The sequence below is a fragment of the Modestobacter sp. VKM Ac-2979 genome (assembly GCF_026967995.1).
Taxonomy (GTDB): domain Bacteria; phylum Actinomycetota; class Actinomycetes; order Mycobacteriales; family Geodermatophilaceae; genus Modestobacter.
Genome location: NZ_JAPVBO010000002.1, coordinates 125,343 through 140,930 on the forward strand (window position 1 = coordinate 125,343; position 15,588 = coordinate 140,930).

A 15,588-nucleotide genomic window follows, 5' to 3' on the forward strand; every position below is an offset into this window, starting at 1 on the left:
GGCGCTGTCCCGCTCAGGATCGGGGACCCTCCTCGACCGTGCTGGTGACGGCACCGGTGCCCGGCGTCGCGGCCGGCCGCGGCGCGTCGTCGGTGCTGCCCACGACGGCCTCCGCGTCCTCCTCGCGGCCCGGCGTGCGCAGGTTCCACTTGCGGATGACGAAGCGGAAGAGCACGTAGTAGATGACCGCGTAGACCAGCCCGATCGGGATCAGCCACAGCGGCCTGGTCGCGATGCCGAAGTTGAGCAGGTAGTCGATCGCCCCGGCGGAGAACGTGAAGCCGTCGTGGATGCCCAGCGCGTTGGTCAGCGCCAGGGAGCTGCCGGTCAGCAACGCGTGCACCAGGTACAGCGGCCAGGCCACGAAGAGGAAGGAGAACTCCAGCGGCTCGGTGATGCCGGTGAGGAACGCGGTGAGGCCGGTGGACAGCATGACGCCGCCGACGATCTTCTTCTGGTCCGGGCGGGCCTCGTGCCAGATGGCGATCGCCGCCGCGGGGAGCGCGAACATCATGATCGGGAAGAAGCCGGTCATGAAGGTGCCGGCCTCCGGGTCGCCGGCGAAGAACCGGTAGATGTCGCCCTGGGCGCCGTCGTACTCGCCCAGGGTGAACCAGACCACCGTGTTCAGGATGTGGTGCAGGCCGAGCGGGATGAGCAGCCGGTTGACCGTGCCGAAGATGCCGCCGCCGACCACCGAGTTCTCCTCGACCGCCTCGCCCAGGTTGGTCAGCGCCGAGTCGAACAGCGGGTAGACCAGCGACATGAGCACCGCCACGAAGATCATCGTGAACGAGGTGATGATCGGGACGAACCGCCGGCCACCGAAGAAGGCCAGGTAGGTGGGCAGTTTGACGCGGTAGAACCGCTGCCACAGCATCGCCGTGAGGATGCCGACGACGATGCCGCCGAGCACCCCGAAGTCGATCAGCTCCTGGGTCTCCCCCTCGGCCGCCTCCCCCAGCACGACCGGGCTGAGCGCCTCGAACACGTTGGACAGCACCAGGTACCCGACGACTGCGGCGAGCGCCGTGGAGCCATCGGCCTTCTTGGCCCAGCCGATCGCGATGCCGACGGCGAAGATCAGCGGCAGGTTGGCGAACAGGGCGTCCCCGGCCGCGGCCAGCACGGCGGCGACGGTCTCCAGCGGCTCGAAGCGGCCGAGCAGGTCGGGCTGCCCCAGGCGCAGCATGAGGCCCGCTGCGGGCAGTGCGGCAATCGGCAGCATGAGGCTGCGGCCCAGGCGCTGCAGGCCGGCGAGGCCTCGGCGTTCCTTCGGCGGCGCTGCGGTGGGAGCGGACATGTGCGGTCTCCTCGGGGGCGCGAGCTCTGCGTTGACCGGCCACGCCCGTGGGCGGCGTCGAACCGGTACGGTCCGGTCATGACCAGTTGACCGGGGAGGATGACGGGCACGACCGGCGCCTGTCAACACCCTGGACGCCAGCCGGTCGAGCCGCTTTCCTGGGCGCTTCGACAGCCAGTGCCGCGACCTCGCGGTCGCCGAGAGGAGATCCACATGGGCAAGGCCGAGCAGATCGTCGCCGGACTGGGCGGGGCAACCAACATCGAGGACGTCGAGGGCTGCATCACCCGGCTGCGCACCGAGGTGAAGGACCCCTCGCTCGTCGACCAGGCGGCGCTCAAGCAGGCCGGGGCGCACGGCGTCATGGTCGCCGGGTCGATCGTCCAGGTCGTCGTCGGCCCGGAGGCCGACTCGCTGGCCGACGACGTCAACGACCTGCTGTGACCGCCGCGGCCCTCGTCGTCTCGGCGCCGCTGGCCGGCACCGTCGTCCCGATGACCGAGGTGCCCGACCCGGTGTTCGCCGCGTCGCTGGTCGGGGCCGGGGTCGCAGTCGACCCGGAGCCGGACGCCGGGTCGGTCGAGGTGGTCGCGCCGGTGTCCGGGCGGCTGCTCAAGGTGCACCCGCACGCGTTCATCGTGCTGACCCCTGAGGGCCAGGGAGTGCTGGTGCACGTCGGGCTGGACACGGTGAAGCTGGCCGGCAAGCCGTTCACCCTGCACGTCACCGAGGGCGACGAGGTCACCGTCGGGGACCGAGTGGTGACCGTGGACCTGGCCGCGGTGCGGGCCGCCGGCCTCTCGCCGGTCAGCCCGGTGGTGGTGATGGACGCCGCCGCGGAGACGGTCCCGCCGGTCGCCGCGGGCCGGGCCGTGGTCGCCGGCGAACCCCTGTTCCGCTGGCCCGCGGAGGGCTGAGCGCTACGGTCCGGCGGTGACCGAACGGGAACGGACCTTCGCCTGGGGCGATCCGATGCAGACCGCGACGGCCGCCCGCACCGCCGCCGGGCTGGACGTGCTGCGCGCTGTTGCGGCCGGGGAGCTCCCCGGGCCGCCGATCGCCGACACCCTCGGCTTCGACCTGGTCGAGGTGGAGCCGGGCCGCGTCGTCTTCGCGTTCGACCCGGCCGAGTACCACTACAACCCGATCGGCTCGGTGCACGGCGGCGTCTACGCCACGCTTCTCGACTCGGCCACCGGCTGCGCCGTCCACTCGATGCTGCCCGCCGGGGTGGGCTACACGAGCCTGGACCTGACGGTGAAGTTCCTCCGCCCGATCACCCTGGACACCGGCCGGGTGACCTGCGTCGGCACGGTGACCCACCTGGGCGGCCGGACGGCGCTGGCCGAGGCCCGCCTGCTCGACGCAGACGAGCGGCTGCTCGGCACGGCGAGCAGCAGCATCCTGGTCATTCGCCCCCAGCCCGGTACCCAGGTCGGCTGAGGCCCCGCGCCGTCCTCGAGTGCGCAGTTCGGGTCGCCCCGCGCGGCGTGGCGCGCCGTGTCGGCGACCGGAACTGCCCACTCGACGGGCGAGGGGGCGGAGAGGTCAGGCCGGGACGCTGACGCCGATGCCGCCCTTCGTCTCCGCGCCGTAGCGGGCGATCTCGGCGTCCAGGTCCAGCGGCCGGGTGGTCGCGCCCTGCGCCTCGACGTCCGAGGTGATCAGGTCGGCCGGCAGCAGCCAGGAGACCTCGAACTCGAGACCGTCGGGGTCCTTGGCGTAGAGCGCCTTCGTGGTGGCGTGGTCGGAGGCCCCGGCCAGCGCGCCGGCGTCGGCCAGGGCGCCGCGGATCCGGGCCAGCTCGGCGAGCGTGTCGACCTCCCAGGCCAGGTGGTACAGCCCGACGGTGCTGCGCCCGGCGCCCGAGGGGCCGGCCTGGGCGCCGACCGCGAACAGGCCCAGGTCGTGGTCGTTGGTCGACCCCTCGGCCTGCAGGAACACCGCCCGGCCGGGCATCTCCGTCTTCACCCGGAAGCCGAGGACGTCGCGGTAGAAGGCGGTGCTGCGGTCGACGTCCCGGACGAAGAGGACGGCGTGGTTGAGGCGCTGGACGGGCACGGTGCACTCCTGCTGGTCGACGAGGACCCCAGTCTGCGCCCATTTACTTGATTCTTCAAGCAAGTGCACCCGGGAGTGCGGCTGCGTCGCGGAGCACGTGGTCGATGAGGCCGTACTCCCGGGCCTCGGCCGCAGTGAACCAACGGTCGCGGTCGGAGTCCCGCTCGACCTGGTCGACGTCCTGCCCGGAGTGGTGCGCCTGCAGTTCGTTCAGCTGCCGCTTGAGCCGCCCCAGCATCTCCGCCTGGATGGTGATGTCGGCCGCGGTGCCGCCCAGGCCGGCCGAGGGCTGGTGCATCATCACCCGCGCATGCGGCAAGGCGTACCGCTTGCCCGCAGTCCCCGCGGTGAGCAGGAACTGCCCCATCGACGCCACCATGCCCATCCCGTAGGTCGCGACGTCGCAGTCGACGAACTGCATGGTGTCGTAGACGGCCATTCCGCCGGACACCGAGCCACCCGGTGAGTTGATGTAGAGGTGGATGTCCCGCGTCGGGTCCTCGGCGGACAACAACAGCATCTGCGCGGCGAGTTGATTGGCGATCACGTCGTCGACCTCGCGCCCGAGGAAGACGATCCGCTCCCTCAGCAGCCGGTCGTAGACGGCGTCTCCCAAGGTCGACGCGGTGCTGGTCCCTGCTGCCCGGAGCTGTTCGCTGGTCATCGCTGACTCTCCTGCTCGACGTCGGAATGGACGAGACCACTCAAGTGCGCGGAGGTCGGAGAAGTCGAGGAGGAATGGCCGATTGCGCAGTCGGCGCAATTATTGCGCTCTCCGCGAATGGTGGTTGACGCACTCGCCCGGCGGCGGCGCGCCCGCCCGTGGTCTGATCGACCGGTGAGCGAACCCCCCGTCGTGCGCAAGGCCACCCGCGCCGACGTCCCCCGGCTGGCCGCCACGCTGGCCGCGGCCTACCCCGACTACCGCTGGACCTCCTGGGCGCTGCCCGAGGACGGCCGCACCCAGCGGCTGTCCCGCTGGGCGGAGCTGTGGGGCGCGCTGGTGCCGGTGCTGGCCGGGACGGCGTGGGTCACCGACGACGTCGACGCGGCCGCCGCGTGGGTGGCGCCGGACGCCCCGCCGCACGCCGCGGACCTGCAGGCGGTCATCGACCGGGACCTGCCGCGGGTGTTCGGTGCCCGCCAGCCGGTCGTGCTGGCCAGCGAGCGGCTCGGCGCGCTCGGCCGACCGGACGAGCCGCACTGGTGGCTGCACGCCGTCGGCACCCGGCCCGCCGCCCGGCACCAGGGGCTCGGTGCGGCGGTGCTGCAGCCGGTGCTCGATCGGTGCGACGCCGACGGGGTTCCGGCCGCGGCGACGGTCTACACCTCGACCGTCGTCCGCTGGCTGCAGCAGTCCGGCTTCGCCGTCACCCACTCGACCCGGACGGCGGTCGACCACGAGCTGCCGATCTGGACCTTGGTCCGCCAGCCCAAGCGGCGCTGACATCGACAGGTACACCGAGGTGAGCCTGACCTGACCCCCGGGGGCCACAGGTCGGCCCGGTTGGCCCCCGCGGGTCGGGCAGGACAGGAGCGACCACCCAGGCTCCAGCCCCCAGCGAGGCCCCCGTGTACCTGTCGAAGACCGAGGCCGCCGTCCTCACCAGCACGCTGCCGCGCACCCTGCCGCGGCCCACCCCACCGGCGCCGACGGTGAAGCGCCGGCTGTGGCCGATGCTCGGGCCGGCGTTCGTCGCCGCGGTCGCCTACGTCGACCCCGGCAACTTCGCGACCAACTTCTCCGGCGGCGCCTCGTTCGGCTACACCCTGCTGTGGGTGATCGTCGCGGCCAACCTGATGGCGATGCTCATCCAGACGCTCACCGCCAAGCTGGGGCTGGCCACCGGGCGGGACCTGGCCACCTGCTGCCGCGAGCGGTTCCCCCGGCCGGTCACCTGGGGGCTGTGGGCACAGGCCGAGGCGGTCGCGATCGCCACCGACCTGGCCGAGATCGTCGGCGGGGCGGTCGCCCTGAACCTGCTGTTCGGGGTGCCGCTGTGGATGGGCGGGATCATCACCGCGATCGTCGCGTTCGTCCTGCTGGCCGCCCAGTCCCGGGGGTTCCGGCCGTTCGAGCGGGTGATCACCGGGCTGCTGCTGGTGATCGGTGGCGGGTTCGTCTACACGCTGATCGGCGCCGGGGTCGACCCGGGCGGCGTCGCCTCCGGCATGGTGCCCAGCTTCGCCGGCACCGACAGCCTGCTGCTGGCCACCGGCATCCTGGGCGCCACGGTCATGCCGCACGTCATCTACGTGCACTCCGCGCTGACGCCAGGCCGGTACGGCGACACGGTCACCGCGGGGAGGTCGCACTCCGGACGGCGCGGGCTGCTGCGCGCCCAGCGGATCGACGTCTTCATCGCGATGGGGCTGGCCGGGCTGGTCAACGCCGCGATGCTGGTGATCGCCGCCCAGCTGTTCACCTCCGGCGACGGCATCGAGTCGCTGGAGAGCGTGCACGCCGGCCTGGGCGACCAGCTCGGCAGCGGCGCGGCCCTGGCCTTCGCCATCGCCCTGCTCGCCGCCGGGTTCGCCAGCTCCTCGGTCGGCACGCACGCCGGTCAGGTCGTGATGGCCGGGTTCCTGCGCAGGCACATCCCGGTGCTGGTCCGCCGGCTGATCACCCTCGCCCCGGCGCTGCTGGTGCTGGGCCTGGGCGGCGACCCGACGACGGCGCTGGTCTGGTCGCAGGTCGTGCTCTGCTTCGGCATCCCGTTCGCGCTGGTGCCACTGCTGTGGCTGACCTCCCGCAAGGACCTGATGGGCGGCTGGGTCAACCGGCGGGTCACCACGCTCACCGGCTCGGTCGTCGCCGCGCTGATCATCGCGCTGAACGGCTACCTGCTGGTGAGCACCTTCCTGGGCTGAGCGCGGCGCCGGGCGTCCGGTCAGCCGTGGCCCACGAGCCGGGCCGAGACGACCGCCATCTCCGCCCGCAGCTCGTCGGGTTCCACCTCCGAGACGTCCGCACCGAAGGTGGCGAGGATGCCGACGACCCCGGCCCACGACCACGCCCCCACGGTGAACCGGCACTGGCGGGCCGACACGCGCTCCACGACGGCTCCTGCCGGTGCCCAGCGGGCGGCCAGATCGGCGGGCAGCTCCATCAGGACGCTGCCCGTGCAGGGCCACCGGGCGACGGTGTCCCCTCGGTCGTGCCGGTTCACCACGTACTCGGCGACGTCGACCGCGGGGAGCGGCCGGCGCTGGAACGACGTCCCGGTCGGTGCGAGCGGGTGGACCCGGTCCACCCGGTGGACCACCCAGCCCGCGGCGGCCAGGTCGTAGGAGACCAGGTACCAACGGCCGGCCCAGACGGCCAGGTGGTGGGGCTCGACCCGCAGCGGCGGGCTGAAGTCGGTGCTCCCCGGCTCGGGACGGTGACCGTCGGGGCCGAGGAGGTCGAACCGCAGCACGTGGCCGCGGCGGACCGCGTCACCCACGGCGGCCAGGGTGGCGCGGTCGATCGGTGGGGCGGCGAACTCCCAGACGTTCGGGATGGCGGTGACCCGGAGCGCGTCCACCTGCGGCCGGAGGTGCACCGGGAGCACCTGGCGCAGGGTGGTCAGCGCCCGGGCCGCGCCGTCCCCGACACCGGCCACCGTGACGGGTGCGGTCTGCAGTGCCAGCGCGACGGCGACCGCCTGTTCGTCGTCGAACAGCAGCGGCGGGAGGGTGCCTCCCGCCGCCAGCCGGTACCCGCCGGTGGGCCCCGAGGAGGTGGTGACCGGGAAGCCGAGCTCCCGGAGGGCGTCGACGTCGCGGCGGAGGGTCCGGGAGCTGACGGCCAGCCGGCCGGCGAGCTCCCGCCCGGACCAGGCCCGGCCGGTGCTCAGCAACGACAGCAGGGTGAGCGCACGGGACGACGTGGTGGCCACGGCCCCACTCTGACCCCGATCGCGGACACCCGGCGTCCTCGATCGCTGCGACGGTCCTCCCATGACCGACAGATCAGGCTCCCGCATCGACCACCTCAACATCGCTGTGCCCGACCTCGCCGCCGCGATGGCGTTCTACGAGCCGGTCCTCGCCTCGATCCGGATCGCCCAGATGCTGGTGATCCCGGCCGGGGACCACGGCCCGGCGATGACCGGCTATGGCTGGTCCGACCGGAAGCCGTTCTTCTGGCTCGTCGACGACGGCACCGTGGGCAGCAACATGCACCTGGCCTTCACCGTCGACACCCGGGACGAGGTGCACGTGTTCCACCAGGCCGCGCTGGCCGCCGGCGCCACCGAACGGGAAGCACCCGCCGTCCGCCCGGAATACCACCCCGACTACTACGGCGGGTTCGTCGACGACCCGCACGGGATCAACCTGGAGGCGGTGTGCCACCACCCGGCCTGACGCCCACTGGGCTCGCGCACCACGGGGCGGCACGATGACGAGATGGAGCTGCGCGAGCCCGTTGCCTGGGCGCCGGGGCTGTCGGTGCTGGCCGACACGAGCCCAGCGGCGTGGATCGAGGCCGCACTGACACCGACGGCCGGGTCAGCGACGGTCGCCGGGCTCGTCCCGCCGGTCTTCGAGTCCTACGCCCGGGTGCTGCCGCCCAGCTACGGGGACGAGCACGAGGACGGCGAGCCGCGGTACCGGTGGCCGGAGATCGCCGCCGCCACCGGGGTGCAGCTGACCGCCGAGATCCGATTCGACGACCTGGTGGCCGGCTCCGACCGCTGGGGCCGGCCCTCCGACGGCGGGTTGGACGCCCGTGAGACGGCGATCCTCGCCCGCGTGCTGGGCGAGTTCACCGGGACGCCGGACGAGGCGTACTTCTGCCTCTGGGAGGGCTTCGGCCTGCCGGAGACCGAAGCCTGGGCCGACCGGCCGATGCGCGTCCAGGTCCCGCACCGGGCCTACCACCTGCTCAGCGGGCCGGTCGCCGTCGCCCCGGTGCTGCCGACGCCGGTGGAGTGGCGGTGCGCGAGCCTGTGGTGGCCTGCGGACCGGGCCTGGCTGGTCGCCACCGAGATCGACGGCTATCTGACCTACGTCGGCGGCAGCCGTGCGGCGATCGAGGCCGTCCTCACCGCCCCGGACCTGGACGCCGTCGCCGTCCAGCCCTCCACCGCGCTGGACCCCAGCTACGGCTGAGCGCCGGCCCGCCGATGAGGAACGGCGCCGGACGCCGTCTCAGCTACGACACCACCGAGCACCGACCGAGGAGCACGAGACATGGGCGCGATCAAGGTCCACGAGTTCACCACCGTCGACAACGTCGTCGACGCCCCGATGTGGACGATGGAGTACGGCTTCCCCGACGACCTGGCCGCCTCCATCGGCGCGCTGACCGGCTCGTCGACCGGCATCCTGCTCGGCCGGAACACCTTCGAGATGTTCGCGCCGGCCTGGTCGACCCGCACCGTGGAGGACGACGAGGGCGCCCCGTTCTTCAACGACACCCGCAAGCACGTGGTCAGCTCCACTGTGACCGACGCCGAGTCGGTCTGGCGGAACTCGACCGTGATCGGCGGCTACTCGGCCGATCGCATCCGCGGGCTCAAGGGCGAGTCAGACGGCGACCTGTACGTCAGCGGCAGCGCCACGCTGGTGCGCGCCATGCTCGCCGACGGGCTGGTCGACGAGCTGCACCTCTACGTCTACCCGCTGGCCGTGGGCACCGGCATCCGGCTGTTCCCGGAGGGCACGTCCCAGCCGCTGGCCCTGGTCGGCGTCGAGAGCCTGTCCAACGGCGTCGCCCACCTCACCTACGGCCCGGCCGCCGGCTGAGCCGGCTCAGGCCGGTACGACGGAGCCGGCCGACGGGAAGAGCGGGAACTCGCTGAGGATGCCGGCGTCGGCCACGGCCTGGTCCAGGCCCCCGGCGTCGGCCACCGCCTGCTCGGAGATCATGACGTCGATGCCGTCGCCGGCCGGCCGGGGCCCGACCGCGTTGACCACCCCGGGGTGCTCACGGATCAGCCGCTGGGCCTCCGCCTGCAGGTCACCAGGGCGGAACGGCACCTGCTCCACCACCATCACGAAGTCGCCGGCGGCGTGGGCGTCGACGACCTGCTGGACGGCGGCCGGCACCGGGCCGTACCAGCGGACGGTGATCCGGGTGCGGTCGGTGCTGATCTCCGGGTCGCCGAAGTCGGGGCTGCCGCCGGCTGCGGCCCGCACCTCGTCGAGTGCGGCCATCATCTCGGTCGTCACCGGTGGGAGGCTGAGATCCTCGAGCAGCTCGTCGGGCGGCACCACGTGCGGCGACAGCTCATCGGGCAACGGGCCGGGTGACTCGGGCATCGGACGCAGCTCGACGTAGCCGGGCGGCTGCTCTCCCGGCGCACCCGGCTGTTGCGGCTGCTCCGCGCAGGACGTCAGCACCACAGCACCTCCCAGCAGCAACCCCACGCTCAGCAGCCTGTTCGTCCACACGGCGGCGATGGTGCAGGTCGGCGGGGCCTCGTCCCGCCCGCCGACCGGTCCCGTGACCCAACGGTGACCCAGCCGAGGGGCCAGAGTCGCGACTTCGGCCCCTCTGTCGCTGGCTCAGGGTGGTGGGGCCTCGCCGACCTCGGCGAACAGGGGGACGTCGCTGCTGATCCCGGCCACTGCCTGGTCCGCGCCACCGGCGGGTTCGGCGACCGCCGGGGGCACGAGCACCTCGACGCCGTCCCCCTCCGGGCGGGCGGTGGCGGCGGCGAGGACGCCCGGGTGCTCCCGGAGCAGCCGCTCCGCCTCGGCCCGCAGGTCACCCGGGCGGTACGGGGTCATCTGGACGGTCACCTCGAACCCCGGGTCGGCCAGCAGGGCCTGCACCCGCCCGGGCAGCTCGCCGTGCCAGCGCACGGTCAGCCGCTTCCGGTCCAGGCTGATCCCCGGGGTGCCGAAGTCCGGCGAGTCCCCGGCCACCTCGCTCAGCCGCTCGAGCAGGTCGTAGATCGCCGTCGGACCGCCCGGGTAGGCCACGAACTCGCCGTGGCCCAGCCGCGGCGCCGGTCCGGCGGACGACTTCTTGCGTGCTGCCATGGTCGCCATCATCCAGGCTGGGCCGCATGGAGATCTCCGGTGCACGGATCTGGGTCACCGGCGCCTCGACCGGCATCGGCGCGGCGCTGGCGATGGAGCTGGCCGACCGCGGGGCCCGGGTGGCGATCAGTGCCCGCAGCGCCGAGCAGCTCGCCGAGGTGGCCGCCGGGCGGATGGTCGTCGTCCCGCTGGACGTCACCGACCGGGCGGCCACCGTCGCGGCGGGCGAGCGGGTGCGGGAGGCGCTGGGCGGACTGGACGTCGCCGTGCTCAACGCCGGCACCTGGTCGTCGTTCCACGTGGAACCGTGGGACTCGCAGCTGTTCGCCGACCACCTGCAGGTCAACGTGATGGGTGCGGTGCACACCATGGAGGCCGTCGTCCCGCAGATGCTGGCCGCCGGGCGTGGCCGGGTCGTCGGCGTCGCCTCGGTCGCCGGCTACCGCGGGATGCCCGGCTCGGAGGCCTACAACGCGGGCAAGGCGGCGCTGATCAACCTGCTGGAGGGCCTGCGCGGGTCGTTGGCGCCGCGGGGCGTCGTCGTGCAGATCGTCAACCCGGGGTTCGTGACCACCCGGCTGACCGACCGGAACACCTACCCGATGCCGTTCAAGGTGCCTGCGGACGTCGCGGCCCGCACGATCGCCGACGGCATCGCCCGGGACAAGGCCGAGGTCGTCTTCCCGGTGCCGATGATGATCGCCATGAAGCTGGCCCGGCTGCTGCCGGTGCGGGTGTGGACCCGGCTCACCGCCGAGCTCGCCCGCCGGGGTCTGCACGGCGGGCCGAGCCGCCGCGCCGACTGACGGCGCGGCGGCCCGACGGCCCCGCTGCAGGGTCCCGCCACGAGCCTGCGAGTGGCGGGGGGCAGCGGGGTCCTTCTTCAGGCGCGGGGGCCGCCGGCGACGTAGATGACCTGGCCGGACACGAAGCCCGCGCCCTCGCTGCACAGGAACGCGGCGGTGTGCGCGATGTCCTCGGGCTGGCCGACCCGGGCGACCGGGATCTGCTTGGCGGCCATCTCCTTGAACTGCTCGTACGGCACGCCCACCCGCTCGGCGGTCTGCGCGGTCATCTCGGTCTCGATGAAGCCGGGGGCGATCGCGTTGGCGGTCACGTTGTACCGGCCGAGCTCGATGGCGAGGGTCTTGGTGAAGCCCTGCATGCCCGCCTTGGCCGCGGAGTAGTTGACCTGGCCGCGGTTGCCCAGCGCCGAGACGCTGGAGAGGTTCACGATCCGGCCGTACTCGGCCTCGACCATGTGCTTCTGCGCGGCCTTGCTCATCAGGAAGGCACCCCGCAGGTGCACGCCCATGACGGCGTCCCAGTCGGCGACGCTCATCTTGAACAGCAGGTTGTCGCGGGTGATGCCGGCGTTGTTCACCAGCACGGTCGGCGCCCCGAGCTCGGCGGCGATCCGCTCCACCGCGGCCTCGACCGACTCCTCCTCGGCGACGTTCGCGCCCACCGCGAGCGCCTCACCACCGGCCTTCTGGATCTCCTCGACCGTGCCCGCGCAGGCCGCCTCGTCCAGGTCGAGCACGGCGACCGCCATCCCGTCCTGGGCGAACCGCCGTGCGATGGCCGCGCCGATCCCGCGCGCCGCTCCCGTGATGATCGCCGTCCGCTGCTGAGCCACTGCATCTCCTCGTCGAGTTCGTCGGCGGACACAGTCGTCCGGCCCGCCGTCCTGCCCCACTGCTTAGCACCACGCACGCAGGGCGCCCGCACCCGGCCGGGTCAGTCCGGGGGGCGGGCCGTCCCCGCGGCGAGCGCGCCCAGTGCCAGCGACCACAGCAGCCCGGCGCCGACCAGCCACCAGGGAGCGGTGCCGAGCAGCAGCGCCAGGGCGACCGGCACGGTGCCCAGCAGCCCGACGTCCGGCCCGCGCACCAGCGTGCTGCCCACCCCGACCGGCACGGCGCCCATCGGCGAGGCGAGCACCGGCCCGGACCAGTCCAGGTCCGGGCGGTAGCCGGCGCGCACGGCCGCTCCGGCCCACGCCGGTGCGGTGACCGCGCCCAGCGCCAGCCACGCCACCGGCGCGCCGGTGCCCTGGCCGACGAGCAGCGCCGAGGCCCCGCAGACACCCACGAGCACCGCGGCCGGCACGACTGCCCGGGCCCAGACGACCGCCGCGCCGCCCAGCGGCAGCCCGCGGTCGGCGGCCGGCGCCGCGGACGCCCGCCGGCTCGGCTCACCCAGCGACGTGGCGGCGGTCCACCAGCCGAGGACGACGGTCACCGCCACCAGCGCGGGCACCTCGGCCAGCCCCTCGGTGCGCGCAGCCAGCACCGGCAGCGCCGCCCCGACCGCCAGCTGCCCCCAGCGCCAGGGGGACCGGGCCAGCACCGCCAGGTCGCCGGCGACGACCGCCTGCCAGGGGCGCCGCACCCAGCGCCAGGCCAGCGGGCGCCGTGGCCGGTGCACCGTCGTCCCCAGCGCCCGGCCGAGCTCCCGGGTGTCCAGCGAGAAGACCGACGCGGTGGCGTACTGCGCGGTCTCCCCCGACGCACGGAGCGCACCGGCAGAGAGGTCGGCCAGCCGGCGGTCGGCCAGGACCAGGCAGAGGACGGCGACCCCCAGCAGCGCACCGAGCAGCCCCAGCGCCACCGGCGCCGGCAGCGACCAGGCCCGCCCCGCGACGTCCGGCAGGCCCACCCCCAGCCCGGCGACCACGCACCCGACGACGGCGGGACCGACCAGGGCCAGCGCGGTCACCGCCCCGGCGACAGCGGGCACCCAGCGGCCGCCACCACCGGCCTGCCGGACGACGAGCACCGCGACGGCGGTCACCGCCAGCAGCGCACCGCCCGCCAGCCCGGCGAGGACGCCGACCGGTGTCCGGCTCCAGGCCAGCACCACCGGGACGCCGACGACCAGCGCCGCCGCCACCGCCAGGCCGACCGCCCGGCGCAGCTCGCCGCGGAGCAGTCCGCGGCGCCCCGCGGGCAGGGGCAGCCACCACACCACGGCCGCAGGCGTGGCGCTGACCGGTCCCAGCCGGGCGAACAGCGCGGTCAGCCCGGCGGTCAGGGACAGCGCGACCGCCGCCGCGGTCAGCGAACCGGGGAGCACCGCCGCATCGGCAGCCGGGCGGGCGGCGATCTGCTCGCGGAGGCTGGAGACGGCGCCCCCGCAGAGCGCCACGAAGACCCCGGCGGAGGTGAGTCCGGACAGGGCGTCCCCGACCCGGGTCAGCCAGCTGGTGTCGGCCCGCGAGGCCGTCGCCCGGCGGGTGTACCGGCGGACGGCGGTGCCGCTCCACTCCTCCGCCGGCCGCGCCTGCAGCGGGGTCGTCGCCGCCGTGGCTCAGCCCTCCTGCAACGCCGCGACGGCGTCCTCGGGCGCGACCACCGGGCACTCGTCCTCACCGATGACCAGGGCGTGGTCGGCGAGGGTGCCGATGAACGTCGGGTCGTGGCTGGCGAACAGCACCGCGCCGCCGGCGTCCACCAGCGCCGCGAGCCGGTCGGCCAGCGCCCGGCGCATCGCGGTGTCCAGGCGGCGTTCCGGCTCGTCGAGCACCAGCAGGTCGGCCGGTCGCACCAGTGCCCCGGCCAGCGCCAGCCGCCGGCGCTGGCCGGAGGAGAGCGCCGAGGGCAGCGCGCCGGCCCGGTCGGTCAGCCCGAAGGAGACCAGCTCCGCCTCGACCACCTCCTCGGCGTCGGTGACCCCGTGGGCGCGGGCGGTGAGCAGCAGGTGCTCCGCACCGGTCAGTGACGGGAAGAACGCGTCGTCGTCCAGCACCCCGGCGACCGCCCGGCGGAAACCGGCGTCCCGCTCGTCGACCGGGCCACCGGCGAAGCGCACCGTCCCGGTCAGCGGCGGCAGCAGGCCGACCATCGTCTGCAGCACGGTGGACTTGCCCGCGCCGTTCGGGCCGACCAGCGCGACCGCCGTCCCGGGCGCGACCGACACCGTCACCGGGGCGCACACCGGCTCGTCGCCGTAGCCGACCGACAGCTGCTCGGCGGCCAGCAGGACCATCAGCCGGGCCCCGCACCACCGCGCCACGCGGCGTCGAAGAAGCCGATCTCCAGCTCCATGGCCCGGCGGTAGGCGCGCCGCACCGCGGGGGTGTCGGCCGCTGTGTCGTCCAGCAGCCGCTCCAGCGTGGCCGCCAGCTCCTCGAAGGCCGGGTCGGCGTAGGTGGTGACCCACTCGGTGTACGGGGTGGCGGGCCGGCCGGCCAGCGACTGCCCGAGGTGGGCGTACAGCCGCATGCACGGCGTCATGGCAGCGCAGGTCAGCCCTCCCCCGCCCAGGGCCGCCGTGGCGAGCAGGAACTCGGTGTAGGCCAGCGTGGCCGGCAGCGGCTCGACCACGGCCAGGTCGATGCCCCAGCGCGCCGCGTAGCCCTCGTGCAGCCGCAGCTCCTCGCGGACGCCGGCGAGCAGGTCGACGAAGACGTCCAGGCCGGCCCGGTCAGGGCTGTACGCGGCGCCGAGGGCGTAGGCGCGGGCGAAGGACTCGAGGAAGAACGCGTCCTGGGCGACGTAGCCGGCGAACCGGTCGGTCGGCAGGCTCCCGTCGGCGATGCCCTGCACGAACGGGTGCGCCAGCGCGACGGCGGCGAGGTCGGCGTTCTCGGCCCAGAGCCCGGCGGCCAGGCTCACGGCGCCTGCACCGCCGGATCGCTGAGTGCCCCGTCCCCGAGTGCCATGTCCCAGAAGGCCACCTCGGCGGCGACGACGTCGAGGAAGACCGCGTCCCTGCCCCCGCCGACAGCGTCGGCCGCCGCCTCCAGGCCGGCGACGTAGCCGGCGAAGCCCGGCACGGTCCAGTGCTCGACGAACTCCCGGTAGGCCGGGGCCCCGGGCAGCGCGGTGGTCCAGGCGTCGAGGTAGGTGCGCTCGATGGTCCACAGCGCCGTCAGCGCGACCGGCACCTCGGCGGCGTCCAGTCGCTGCAGCAGCTCGGCGTAGGCCGCGGTGGCGGGCAGCGCGGGGGCGGTGAGGTCCAGGCCGCGGGCGGCCGCCTGCTCCTCGAACCAGGCCAGCTCCTCGACCAGCGCGACCAGGCCCCCGGCCAGGACCGCCTGCGCGGGCCGCGGTGCGCGGGCCAGCAACCGCGCCTGGAAGCGCAGCAGGTCGGCGACGAAGCGCGCGTCCTGCACCAGCCAGGTGTCGAAGGCGCCGGCGGGCAGCGACCCGTCGAGCACCGCGGTGAGGAACGGGTGCGCGGTGGCCCCGCGCCAGATCTCGGGATGGCGTTGCAGCAGCTCGGCGACCGGCACGGCGCGGACT

The 15,588-nt window shown here is 74.2% G+C and carries 20 protein-coding genes; 9 read left to right on the forward strand and 11 right to left on the reverse strand.

Annotated features, from left to right (window positions below):
• Positions 1-13: 13 nt before the first annotated feature.
• A complete protein-coding gene (locus tag O2W15_RS05120; RefSeq protein ID WP_269164018.1) occupies positions 14-1,303 on the reverse strand; it encodes a PTS transporter subunit EIIC in 1,290 nt (429 codons plus the stop codon).
• A 213-nt stretch (positions 1,304-1,516) separates the two neighbouring features.
• Between O2W15_RS05120 and O2W15_RS05125 the strand changes: the two genes are divergently transcribed.
• Genes O2W15_RS05125 through O2W15_RS05135 form a run of 3 tightly spaced genes read left to right on the forward strand, consistent with a single transcriptional unit; the run spans position 1,517 to position 2,746 of the window.
• The gene (locus tag O2W15_RS05125) at positions 1,517-1,747 is read left to right on the forward strand and encodes a PTS glucose/sucrose transporter subunit IIB (protein ID WP_269178627.1); all 231 of its coding nucleotides are present in this window, start codon (positions 1,517-1,519) and stop codon (positions 1,745-1,747) included.
• The gene (locus O2W15_RS05130; RefSeq protein ID WP_269178628.1) at positions 1,744-2,220 is read left to right on the forward strand and encodes a PTS sugar transporter subunit IIA; all 477 of its coding nucleotides are present in this window, start codon (positions 1,744-1,746) and stop codon (positions 2,218-2,220) included. Before O2W15_RS05125 ends, O2W15_RS05130 begins: the two co-directional genes overlap by 4 nt.
• 16 nt (positions 2,221-2,236) lie before the next feature.
• On the forward strand, positions 2,237-2,746 hold the full coding sequence (locus O2W15_RS05135) for a PaaI family thioesterase (RefSeq protein WP_269164020.1): 510 nt from the start codon (positions 2,237-2,239) through the stop codon (positions 2,744-2,746).
• A gap of 105 nt (positions 2,747-2,851) precedes the next feature.
• On the opposite strand, the gene O2W15_RS05140 is transcribed toward O2W15_RS05135, so the two are convergent.
• Positions 2,852-3,364, reverse strand: a complete 513-nt coding sequence (locus O2W15_RS05140) for a VOC family protein (RefSeq protein ID WP_269178629.1) — start codon at positions 3,362-3,364, stop codon at positions 2,852-2,854.
• Between the two features lie 55 nt (positions 3,365-3,419).
• Entirely contained in the window at positions 3,420-4,028 is a 609-nt protein-coding gene (locus tag O2W15_RS05145) for an ATP-dependent Clp protease proteolytic subunit (RefSeq protein ID WP_269178630.1), read from the reverse strand.
• A gap of 174 nt (positions 4,029-4,202) precedes the next feature.
• Here O2W15_RS05145 and O2W15_RS05150 point away from each other — a divergent pair, with 174 nt between their 5' ends.
• Both O2W15_RS05150 and O2W15_RS05155 read left to right on the forward strand, forming a co-directional pair.
• Positions 4,203-4,811, forward strand: coding sequence for a GNAT family N-acetyltransferase (locus tag O2W15_RS05150; RefSeq protein WP_269178631.1), 609 nt, complete (start codon positions 4,203-4,205; stop codon positions 4,809-4,811).
• 125 nt (positions 4,812-4,936) lie between these two features.
• A complete protein-coding gene (locus O2W15_RS05155) occupies positions 4,937-6,235 on the forward strand; it encodes an Nramp family divalent metal transporter (protein ID WP_269178632.1) in 1,299 nt (432 codons plus the stop codon).
• Positions 6,236-6,255: 20 nt separating this feature from the next.
• Here O2W15_RS05155 and O2W15_RS05160 read toward each other — a convergent pair whose 3' ends face one another.
• Entirely contained in the window at positions 6,256-7,245 is a 990-nt protein-coding gene (locus O2W15_RS05160) for a helix-turn-helix transcriptional regulator (RefSeq protein WP_269178633.1), read from the reverse strand.
• 61 nt (positions 7,246-7,306) lie between these two features.
• Between O2W15_RS05160 and O2W15_RS05165 the strand changes: the two genes are divergently transcribed.
• The 3 genes from O2W15_RS05165 (at position 7,307) to O2W15_RS05175 (ending at position 9,097) form a co-directional block, all read left to right on the forward strand.
• Positions 7,307-7,714, forward strand: a complete 408-nt coding sequence (locus tag O2W15_RS05165) for a VOC family protein (protein ID WP_269178634.1) — start codon at positions 7,307-7,309, stop codon at positions 7,712-7,714.
• Positions 7,715-7,756: 42 nt separating this feature from the next.
• Positions 7,757-8,461, forward strand: coding sequence for a hypothetical protein (locus tag O2W15_RS05170; RefSeq protein ID WP_269178635.1), 705 nt, complete (start codon positions 7,757-7,759; stop codon positions 8,459-8,461).
• An 81-nt stretch (positions 8,462-8,542) separates the two neighbouring features.
• Positions 8,543-9,097: a dihydrofolate reductase family protein gene (locus tag O2W15_RS05175; RefSeq protein ID WP_269178636.1), complete on the forward strand. Its 555-nt coding sequence runs from the start codon at positions 8,543-8,545 to the stop codon at positions 9,095-9,097.
• A 6-nt stretch (positions 9,098-9,103) separates the two neighbouring features.
• On the opposite strand, the gene O2W15_RS05180 is transcribed toward O2W15_RS05175, so the two are convergent.
• A complete protein-coding gene (locus tag O2W15_RS05180; RefSeq protein WP_269178637.1) occupies positions 9,104-9,745 on the reverse strand; it encodes a hypothetical protein in 642 nt (213 codons plus the stop codon).
• Between the two features lie 114 nt (positions 9,746-9,859).
• Positions 9,860-10,339, reverse strand: coding sequence for a hypothetical protein (locus O2W15_RS05185; protein WP_269178638.1), 480 nt, complete (start codon positions 10,337-10,339; stop codon positions 9,860-9,862).
• A 26-nt stretch (positions 10,340-10,365) separates the two neighbouring features.
• Here O2W15_RS05185 and O2W15_RS05190 point away from each other — a divergent pair, with 26 nt between their 5' ends.
• A complete protein-coding gene (locus tag O2W15_RS05190; protein WP_269178639.1) occupies positions 10,366-11,145 on the forward strand; it encodes an SDR family NAD(P)-dependent oxidoreductase in 780 nt (259 codons plus the stop codon).
• Between the two features lie 77 nt (positions 11,146-11,222).
• Here O2W15_RS05190 and fabG read toward each other — a convergent pair whose 3' ends face one another.
• The 5 genes from fabG to O2W15_RS05215 all read right to left on the reverse strand — a co-directional run bounded on the left by fabG (position 11,223) and on the right by O2W15_RS05215 (position 15,578).
• Positions 11,223-11,978, reverse strand: coding sequence for a 3-oxoacyl-ACP reductase FabG (gene fabG / locus O2W15_RS05195; RefSeq protein WP_269178640.1), 756 nt, complete (start codon positions 11,976-11,978; stop codon positions 11,223-11,225).
• Between the two features lie 101 nt (positions 11,979-12,079).
• A complete protein-coding gene (locus O2W15_RS05200; RefSeq protein ID WP_269178641.1) occupies positions 12,080-13,489 on the reverse strand; it encodes a DUF6297 family protein in 1,410 nt (469 codons plus the stop codon).
• Positions 13,490-13,651: 162 nt separating this feature from the next.
• Positions 13,652-14,329 (reverse strand): ABC transporter ATP-binding protein, encoded by a 678-nt coding sequence (locus tag O2W15_RS05205; RefSeq protein WP_269178642.1) that lies wholly within the window; start codon positions 14,327-14,329, stop codon positions 13,652-13,654.
• The gene (locus tag O2W15_RS05210) at positions 14,329-14,958 is read right to left on the reverse strand and encodes a TenA family protein (protein WP_269178643.1); all 630 of its coding nucleotides are present in this window, start codon (positions 14,956-14,958) and stop codon (positions 14,329-14,331) included. The genes O2W15_RS05205 and O2W15_RS05210 overlap by 1 nt, the downstream gene beginning before the upstream one ends.
• The gene (locus O2W15_RS05215; RefSeq protein WP_269178644.1) at positions 14,955-15,578 is read right to left on the reverse strand and encodes a TenA family transcriptional regulator; all 624 of its coding nucleotides are present in this window, start codon (positions 15,576-15,578) and stop codon (positions 14,955-14,957) included. The genes O2W15_RS05210 and O2W15_RS05215 overlap by 4 nt, the downstream gene beginning before the upstream one ends.
• Positions 15,579-15,588: the final 10 nt, after the last annotated feature.